Here is a 1,595-nt window from a genome sequence, read left to right as displayed (position 1 = left end):
GAACAAAAACGCTAACGCGTCTTTTGCACGACCCAAGCATAATTATTCGCTTGGGTCATCTTTCGCTTCAAACATTTCACCGTTACAATACGGACACTCTAATGTAACTGGTTCTCCTGGTTTCTTATCCACCATGAATTCTCCAATGATATAAGCTGGTACTTCATCATTTTTTTTACATTCTGTGCATACGAAATTAACCAGCTCGATTGGATCATTTAATCCAAATGGATCATCACCTTCTAACCAAGCTAGTGGGTCTACTTGCACTTCTTCACTTTTTTTCTTCTTCATTCAATCCTCTCCTTTACGTTTTATAAATGGTCTTCGCATCTTGCATATAATGATATAAGAGTCCGTAATCCGTATGCCATACTTCTACTAAATCCATCTTCCGATGGCAATGTTCACACCAAAACGGATCCTTCTCGAAAGCCTCAATCAGCCGTTGGCGATAGGACTTTTTCTTTGGTATTCTCTCAAGACATAAAGAGAGTTGTTTTGTCCGAACAAACTCATATAAATTCATTGCCTGACTCGCTTTTTCGTAACTTCTTCTACTGTATAATCCAAATCGACCGACCATTCTAAAATGCTTGGGTGGGATATGTTGTATTAAATTATAAAGAAAACGATAAACCGATTGTTTTACAACCTCTTTCTTTCCTGACCGATGATCTTCATACCAAAATGTGACGTGCTCTCGATCATAGGCTAGAACACGATATTCTGCAATTGCAGGACGTGCTAAATAACGACCAATATATTTCGCTGCTCCTTTTGCATTTTTCATCTTTTTCTCGGCATTTACATAAAACCCTTTGGGATAACGTCTATATAAGTCATCAATGAGCGCCTTCACGTTTAGATTATCTGGAAACCACTTTTTCATAGAGTCCATGACAATCTTCTGCCAAGATTTACGAAGATATTCATAAGATATGTATTCTAAAGGATGCCATTCCCGTCGGGAATCCATTGCGCCCTCCGTTACTAAAACATGAATATGTGGATTAAACTTTAAATCTCGTCCGAATGTATGAATAACCGTAATGATACCCGGCGTTAGGTTTAATTTTTTATTACGTCTTTGAAAATAAAACTCAAAGACTTCCGCAACTAACTGACTTAACTCGTTTAACTTTTTACGATCTTCAAAAAATACTTGTCGGATTTCTTCTGGAATTGTAAATACCATGTGACGATGGGGAACATTAAAAATAAGCTCTTGTTGTTTATCCGACCAATCATCTGTGTACTTCTTCCCACATTTATTACAAAATCGACTTTTACAAGAGAAGTAGATAAATACAGGCCTTGTCTCACCAGGACACCCTAGACATTCATAACGAATATGGCCAAAATCAGGAGAACCACAACGCATAGCTTTTAGAACAGTTTCTTTAATATCTTGTCGATAGGCTGATGGAAATCGATTTTGGTGAAATTCCCAAAACCCATCGAAATGGTCTTTTAAGATTTTTTTAATAACTCCACGATGATCGAATTGCACATCCAACAGCCTCCTTATAACATTATTTTACAAAAAAGTTATCCACAAAGCGAAATTTTATAATTTCCTTAACAATAAAAAA

Annotated in this window: 2 protein-coding genes; both read right to left on the bottom strand. The window is 36.6% G+C overall.

The features are described from left to right. Positions 1 to 42: 42 nt before the first annotated feature. Complete coding sequence (locus tag CD30_RS19025; RefSeq protein WP_036180743.1) at positions 43 to 294, bottom strand: hypothetical protein; 252 nt, start codon at positions 292 to 294, stop codon at positions 43 to 45. Positions 295 to 307: 13 nt separating this feature from the next. Next, positions 308 to 1,513, bottom strand: coding sequence for an IS91 family transposase (locus tag CD30_RS19020; protein WP_052126331.1), 1,206 nt, complete (start codon positions 1,511 to 1,513; stop codon positions 308 to 310). Positions 1,514 to 1,595 lie beyond the last annotated feature (82 nt).

The organism is Ureibacillus massiliensis 4400831 = CIP 108448 = CCUG 49529, assembly GCF_000772965.1.
GTDB classification, from domain to species: Bacteria; Bacillota; Bacilli; order Bacillales_A; family Planococcaceae; genus Ureibacillus; species Ureibacillus massiliensis.
Note: the sequence above shows the minus strand (reverse complement) of the source record. Positions and strands in the feature narration are given on the sequence as shown.